6 protein-coding genes are annotated in these 7,384 nt (G+C 72.4%); 3 read left to right on the forward strand and 3 right to left on the reverse strand.

Features of this window, described 5'->3' with window-relative positions; translation table 11 throughout:
• The coding region (locus QZX64_RS07715; RefSeq protein ID WP_295658127.1) for a hypothetical protein at positions 1-894 on the forward strand (894 nt) is incomplete at its 5' end.
• Positions 887-2,224: a hypothetical protein gene (locus QZX64_RS07720; protein WP_295658129.1), complete on the forward strand. Its 1,338-nt coding sequence runs from the start codon at positions 887-889 to the stop codon at positions 2,222-2,224. The genes QZX64_RS07715 and QZX64_RS07720, both read left to right, overlap by 8 nt.
• Here QZX64_RS07720 and QZX64_RS07725 read toward each other — a convergent pair.
• From QZX64_RS07725 to QZX64_RS07735, 3 genes are all read right to left on the reverse strand, one after another.
• A complete protein-coding gene (locus tag QZX64_RS07725; protein ID WP_295658131.1) occupies positions 2,177-3,823 on the reverse strand; it encodes a glycosyltransferase in 1,647 nt (548 codons plus the stop codon). The two genes, QZX64_RS07720 and QZX64_RS07725, sit on opposite strands and share 48 nt — an antisense overlap.
• Positions 3,820-4,872: a bifunctional 2-polyprenyl-6-hydroxyphenol methylase/3-demethylubiquinol 3-O-methyltransferase UbiG gene (locus QZX64_RS07730; RefSeq protein WP_295658133.1), complete on the reverse strand. Its 1,053-nt coding sequence runs from the start codon at positions 4,870-4,872 to the stop codon at positions 3,820-3,822. The genes QZX64_RS07725 and QZX64_RS07730 overlap by 4 nt, the downstream gene beginning before the upstream one ends.
• Positions 4,873-4,959: 87 nt before the next feature.
• Positions 4,960-6,951 carry a TIGR03960 family B12-binding radical SAM protein gene (locus QZX64_RS07735; RefSeq protein ID WP_295658134.1) on the reverse strand — a complete coding sequence of 664 codons (1,992 nt, stop codon included), beginning with the start codon at positions 6,949-6,951 and terminating at the stop codon, positions 4,960-4,962.
• Between the two features lie 165 nt (positions 6,952-7,116).
• Between QZX64_RS07735 and QZX64_RS07740 the strand changes: the two genes are divergently transcribed.
• Positions 7,117-7,384 (forward strand): hypothetical protein (locus QZX64_RS07740; RefSeq protein WP_295658136.1); only part of this gene is annotated, 268 nt, incomplete at its 3' end.

Below are 7,384 nucleotides of genomic sequence, written 5' to 3' on the forward strand. Positions count from 1 at the left end.
ACGGCCCGTCGTGCGGCCCTGTGGGCGCTCGGGGGGGCGAGCGTGCTGTGGCTGGCGTGGAGCACCATCAGCTGGGGCACGCTCGGCGAGCACCTGCCCCTGCTCAACCTGGTGCCCGGCCCGCGCGCCGCCCAGACCGTCGGCTACCCCGCGAGCCTGCTGCTGTGCGTCGTGCTGTCCCGCGTGCCGGCCGTCGGCCTGCGCGGGGCCCTGCCGGTCGCGGCCACGTGCGCCCTCGCCACGGCGTACGGCGTGAGCAGCCTGCAGGAGGCGCTGCCGGCGATCGGGACCGCGACCGTCCTGCTCAGCGGCGCGCTGGTCGGCGCTCTCGTGCTGGCCACGACGGTGTGGCGCTCGTGGGTCCCCGTGTCGGGCGTGGTGGTCGCCCTGCTGGTGTCGGGGTACTTCGTCAACCCGGTCACCTTCGGCCTCGGCGACCTGCGGGAGAGCGGCGCGGCCGGCGCCGCACGCGTGCTCGCGGATCAGGCCCGCGAGGGTGGCACGGTGGTGGCCGCCGACTCGCCCTTCGTCTCCGCCCTGCTGTTCGGCAACGGCGTCCCCTCGCTGACCGGCTACCAGTCCAGCGGCCCCGACGAGGACGCGTGGCGGCTGCTCGACCCCGACGGTCGCTACGAGGAGCAGTGGAACCGCGGGGCCAGCTTCCTCAGGGTGTCGTTCGACAGGCGGCCGGGTGCGGCCGCGACGATGGCGAACCCGAACCCCGACATCATCGATGTCAGCCTGGACCCCTGCGAGGTCGACCCGCGGCTCCGCCTCGGGCACATCGTCACCGGCGCGCCGGAGCTGCCCTTCGCGTGCCTCACCCGGACGTCCAGCTTCACCTGGTCGGGGGTCCGGCAGTACGTCTACGCGGTGCGGTCGACCGATGGCTGAGCGCTGGAGCCCGCGGCCCGGTCGGCTCGCCGACGTCCTGGTGTGCCTCGGGCTGCTGTTCGCAAGCCTCACGTTCACCGTCGAACAGGTCCTGGAGCACGAGAAGCTGTCACCGATCGACGAGTACCAGTACATCGACAACTACGCCAAGGTGCTCGACCAGGGCATCGTCCGACAGGGCGAGGAGACCGGTCTCACGGCACGCAGGATGATCGTGTGCAACGGGCTGCGACTCGACGACGCGCCCCTGAACGCCGAGGCCTGCCGGGCCGACGACGCCGGCGGCATCTTCGCGCTCGGCGGCGGCACCACCGGCGACCTGTACACGCCGATCTACTTCTTCACCACCCGCGTGGTGGCCCAGCCCTTCGAGTGGGCCGGGGCCGATCTCGTGCAGGGTGGGCGGCTGGCCGGCGGGATCTGGCTCGCGGCCGGCGCCATCGTGCTCTACCTCGCCCTGCGTCGGGCCGGCACGCCTCCGGCCCTCGCGGGCGCGGCGGGGCTGCTGACCATCGGCTCGCTGCCGGCCTACTGGGCCAACACCTACATCTCGACGGACGCCCCCGCCATCCTCGCCGGGTCCCTCGCCCTCCTGCTGGCCGTCGAGGGACGCAGCGGCCGCCTCCGCCCCCTGCTGCTCCTGGCGCCGGTCGCCTCCGTCATGACGCTGGTGAAGGTGCAGAACCTCGTCGGCTTCGTGGCCGCCGGCCTCTACCTGGTGGCGCTCGCGGCCTACGACGCCCGCCGCTCCGACCCCGGGGGCGGGCGGGTACGTCGATGGCTGCTCGATCGTCGCTCGCTGGCTGCTGTGACGGCGGTCGTCACGGCCGTCGGCGCCCAGGGCGCCTGGCTGTGGGTGCGGTCGCGGCTGGCCGTCGGGCCGTCACCCGACGACGGTGTCGGTGGCCCCTTCGCCTGGACCGCGCTGCTGGCCGAGTCGTCGTCATTCCTGCAGCGGACCGCGATGGGCGCGTTGCCGCCTCCCGTCACGGGCGTCTACAGCGAGCCGCTCTTCGTGATCGGGCTGGCGGTGACGTTGGGGGGCGTCGTGGGCCTCGCGCTCGCACAGGGCGTGCCGGTCCGTGATCGCCTCCTCGCCCTGTCGGCCGGAGCGGTGGCGATCGTCGCCGCACCTGCCCTCGCCCTGTCGGTCGTGGTCAGCGAGGGCGAGCACTTCACCCTGCCGTGGCGCTACGGCATGTCGCTGCTGCCGTGGATGATCGGCTGCTGCGCGCTGCTGGCCGACGGCAGCAGCCGCACGGTCCGGAGGTCCGCCGTGGTGCTAGGGCTGGTGGCGTTCGGGCTGTCGCTGCTCCTGGGCGAGGGCTAGCCTCGCCGGGAGCCGCCGGCTCCTCCTCGAGGTCGCCGGCCGGGTGTAGTCGTCGTCACGGGGCACGCCCCAGCGGCTGCGGACCAGGTCACGCTCCCAGTCGTGCACCATCCGCTCCCGGCTGCGTGACTCGAAGTGGTAGAGCTCGCACCCGGCCACCCACACGATGCGGCAGCCGGTGGCGCGCACCTTGTAGCAGAGGTCGACGTCGTTGAAGTTGGCGGGCAGCTCCTCCGCGAACCCACCGATCTCCAGGAAGGTGCCGCGGCGCATGGCCGCGCAGGCGGCGGTCACGCCGCTGACCTCGCGGTTGATGACGAGGGCACCGAAGGCGCCGTAGGAGCCGCTCGGCTCGAAGATGTGCGGGTGCAGGTAGTGGCCGCCGGCGTAGGCGTGGCCCGCGTGCTGCACCGACCCGTCGCTGAAGCGCAGCATCGCTCCGGTGAGGCCGACGTCCGGCTCGTCGAGCGGTGCCACCAGCTGCTCGAGCCACCCCTCGGAGATGACCTCGACGTCGTCGTTGAGGAAGACCAGCCGCTCCCCCGACGCCCGCAGGCAGCCGACGTTCATCTTCTCGCTGTAGTTGAACGGCTTGTCGAACGGCTGCAGCACCAGCCGGTCGCCGGCCACCTCGCGCAGCCGCTCGAGCACCGCCGGCGGGGTCGGCCGGTCGTGGACCACCACGATCTCGAGGTCCTCGTGCGACGTCTTCTCGATGAGGGAGCGCACCGCCTCCACCACCATCACCCTGCGCGCACCCCAGATGAGGGCGGACTGGCCGATGGTGGGGATGACGACCGACACCCGCACCGACGGGTCGAGCCGTCGCGTGACCCGGTAGTGACCGGGGGCCGGGCCCTGCTCCACCTCGGCGGGGATGCCGAGGCGGTCGAGGTGGTCCTGCACGGCGTTCTGGCCGGCGATGGTCGCGTACGGCTTGGCGTGGATGTCGGCCGACGCCGACCCGACCACCGCGCGCCAGTGGTAGAGCACGTGCGGGACGTGCACGACGCGGCGTGCGACCTCACTGACCCGCAGCGCGAGGTCGTGGTCCTGCGAGCCGTCGTAGCCGTGGCGGAAGCCACCGACACGCCGCACCACCTCGGTCCGCATCACCGACAGGTGCGACGTGTACATCTGGCCCCGGAGCCGCTCCGGCGACCAGGCCGGCTTGGCGAACTCGTCGTACAGCCTGCCGTCGCCGTCGACCTTGTCCTCGTCGGAGTAGAGGTAGTCGACCTCGGGATGCTCGGCGATCAGCTCGGCGTTGCGGCTCAGCGCGTCGGGCGTGAGCAGGTCGTCGTGATCGAGGAACACGAGGAACTCGCCGGTGGCCTGCGCCAGCCCGTCGTTGGACGCGGCCACGATGTGGCCGTTCACCTCCCGCTCGTGCAGGCGGATGCGCGGGTCACGGGCGGCGTGGGCCCGGATGGTCTCGCGGACCGCCTCGGTGGGCGAGAGGTCGTCGACCAGGATCCACTCCCAGTCGTCGAGGTCCTGGTCGAGCACCGAGGCGATGGTGTCCTCGAGGACGTCGATCGGCGGGTCGTAGACGGGCGTGACGATCGAGAAGAGCGGGCCGCTCGTGCTCTCGGTCACCGCGAGCCGCCCCGCAGCCTGCGCACGGCACGCTGGGCCACCGACGGCGGGGGTACGGCGAGCGCCGGCGTCGACCGGGCGCGCTCGAGGCGCCGGGCCAGCCGGTTGGCACGCTGCCGGGCGGAGGCCAGCTTGGCGCGCACCGTGGCGAGCTGCTTGCGGCTGCGCACCAGCTCGCGGCTCAGGCGCACGTTCTCACGCGCGAGCTGCGACACCTGGGCCTCGGTGCCCACGACGTGGTCGCGGGTGGTGAGCAGCTGGTGCCGGGCCTCGAGGACCTCGGCCTCCCATTTGTGCACCAGCGCCTGCAGGTCGGCCGAGGCGGGACCTTCCTGCTGCAGGGCGCTGATCTCGCGGTGCGCCTCGAGGAGGGCGCTGCGCTTGGCGACCAGCTCGGTGTTGACCTGGGCGTACTGCTGCTCGTAGCGCTGGACCAGCGCGCGTGCCGGCAGCTCGGCGCGCTCCAGCAGGACCGCCCAGGGGGTGAGGAAGGAGAGGTCGACATCGACGCGGCGGAAGAAGCCGCGCTCGGCGAACCACGTCGCCCAGGTGGCCGTCGGCCGCGTGCCGACGTGCGTCGGCTCGGCGTGGTCGTCGGGGCTGGAGGAGAACAGCACGAGGTCGGTGACCGCGCACATCCGGTCGATGGCGGTCTGCGCGTCGGCGGGGGCCATGTGCTCGAGCACCTCGATGCAGGTGACCAGGGAGTAGGTCCCCTCGAGCTCCTCGGTAGCAGAGGCCACCCACAGGTGCTCCCGCACGTCGGGGTGCGCGGTGGCCACGGCGTGGTCGGAGAGGTCGAAGCCACGGGCGTCGACCCCCTTGGCCCGCAGGGCCTGCACCAGCATGCCCTTCGCGGCGCCCACGTCGAGCACGGACGCCGGATTGGCGAGGGCGACGATGCGGTCGGCGGCCATCTCGAAGAAGCCGCGCCAGTGGCCGTCGTCCCAGGAGTAGTCACCCTCCCCGCCGAGGTGGCCCTCCTGGTAGTAGGAGGCGGTGTAGTCCTCCGCGATCGTGCCGCCCGTGCCGCGGGTCTCGCCCGACATCCCTGTTCCTTCCCGTCGACCACGTTCTCGTCGCGCGGCACGCCACCATCGCGCTCCTCCGCGGCCGGTCAGGCTACCCGACCCGACTCAGACGACGGCCAGCGGCAGCAGCTGACGTCCCGTCGGGCCGATCTGGATCTCGGTGCCCATCTCGGGGCAGACACCGCAGTCGTAGCAGGGGGTCCAGCGGCAGTCCTCGACATCGGGCACGGAGCCGGGGTCGGCCGCGACCGACACGGCGTCCTCCCAGTCGGCCCACAGCCAGTCCTTGTCGAGCCCGGAGTCGAGGTGGTCCCACGGCAGCACCTCGTCGTAGCCGCGCTCGCGGGTGGTGTACCAGTCGAGGTCGACGCCGGTGCCCGAGAGGGCCGTCCCGGCAGCCGCGACCCAGCGGTCGTAGGAGAAGTGCTCGCTCCACCCGTCGAAGCGGCCGCCGTCACGCCACACCTGCTCGATCACCGCGCCCACGCGACGGTCGCCGCGAGAGAGCAGTCCCTCGATGGTGCCGGGCTTGCCGTCGTGGTAGCGGAAGCCGATCGCCCGGCCGTAGCGCTTGTCCTCGCGCACCGTGTCGCGCAGCTTCTTGAGCCGCTCGTCGGTGGTCTCGTGGTCGAGCTGGGCGGCCCACTGGAACGGCGTGTGGGGCTTGGGCACGAAGCCGCCGATGGAGACGGTGCAGCGGATGTCGTTGCGGCCCGACACCTCCCGCCCGGTCGCGATGACCCGCTTGGCGAGGTCGGCGATGGCCAGCACGTCCTCGTCGGTCTCCGTGGGGAGCCCGCACATGAAGTAGAGCTTCACCTGTCGCCAGCCGTGGGAGTACGCCGTGGCGACGGTGCGGATGAGGTCGTCCTCGCTGACCATCTTGTTGATGACCTTGCGCATCCGCTCGCTGCCGCCCTCGGGAGCGAAGGTCAGGCCGGAGCGACGGCCGTTGCGCGAGAACTCGTTGGCCAGGGTGATGTTGAAGGCGTCCACGCGGGTGGAGGGCAGCGACAGGGAGACGTTCTGCCCCTCGTAGCGGTCGGCGAGCCCGGTGGCCACCTCCGCGATCTCGGTGTGGTCGGCGCTCGAGAGCGACAGCAGCCCGACCTCCTCGAAGCCGGTCGCGCGGATGCCGTTCTCGACCATGGCGCCGATGGTCTCGATCGACCGCTCGCGCACCGGGCGGGTGATCATGCCGGCCTGGCAGAAGCGGCAGCCGCGGGTGCAGCCGCGGAAGATCTCCACCGAGAAGCGCTCGTGCACCGTCTCGGCCAGCGGCACCAGCGGCTTGGCCGGGTAGGGCCAGGCGTCGAGGTCCATCAGCGTGTGCTTGCGGACCCGTGCCGGGATGCCGGGGCGGTCGGGCACGACGGCCCGGATGGTGCCGTCCTCGGCGTAGCTGACGTCGTAGAACTTGGGGACGTAGACGCCGCCGCTCACCGCGAGGCGCCGGAGCAGCTCGTCCCGACCGGTGGGCATCTCGCCGGCGGGGCAGCCCTGCGCCTTCCACTCCCGGACCACCTCCGAGATCGCCAGGACGACCTCCTCGCCGTCACCGAGGACCGCGGCGTCGATGAAGTCCGCGACGGGCTCGGGGTTGAACGCGGCATGGCCGCCGGCGAGCACGACCGGGTCGTCCTCGCCACGCTCGGCCGCGTGCAGCGGGATACCGGCCAGGTCCAGGGCGTTGAGCATGTTGGTGTAGCCGAGCTCGGTCGAGAACGACAGGCCCAGGACGTCGAAGGCACGCACGGGGCGGTGGGCGTCGACGGTGAACTGCGGGATGGGACCGTGGTCGTCGCCGGCCCGCAGCACGGCCTCGAGGTCGGGCCACACCGAGTAGGTGCGCTCCGCGAGGATCCAGTCGCGCTCGTTCAGCACCTCGTAGAGGATCTGCACGCCCTGGTTGGGCAGGCCGACCTCGTAGGCGTCGGGGTACATCAGCGCCCAGCGGACCGTCGGGCCGTCCGGCGCGCAGTCCCACTCCTTGACCGTGGAGTTGAGCTCGCCGCCGACGTACTGGATGGGCTTCTGCACCGAGGGCAGCCGGCCCTCCAGGCGCGGGAAGACCGACTCGGCAGTGGGGCTGGGCATGCGTACCTCACGGGAGCAGGGGGTGGATCAGTCCAGCGTACGCAGGTTGTGCACTTCCGCCCAACCGCGCGATGTGCGTCAATATGCTGAACCCGACCGGGGGACGCAGGGGGTGTGCGCCCGGTCGACGACAGGCGCCGGGGGGCGCCTGGGGGGAGGTGTCCCATGCTCGGTCATGCGCCGGTGGGGTTCCAGCACGACGCGGTCTCGCGTCGGGTCCTCGCGCGCCTGTGGTGGCTCTCGGCGGCCGCCTTCGCGGCCTCGGTCGTGCTGGGCGGCGCCGTCACCTCCGACGGCCAGCCGGCTCTCTGGCTGGCCCCGCCGCTGGCCTTCGTCTGGCTGAGCCTGACCTGGCGCGGCTCCGCGCCGCACCCCGACCCAGCCCTCCTCGTCACCGGCGGCGCCATCGTCGTGCTCGCGGTGGTCGGCTTCC

Source organism: uncultured Nocardioides sp. (assembly GCF_902805925.1).
Classification (GTDB): Bacteria; Actinomycetota; Actinomycetes; order Propionibacteriales; family Nocardioidaceae; genus Nocardioides.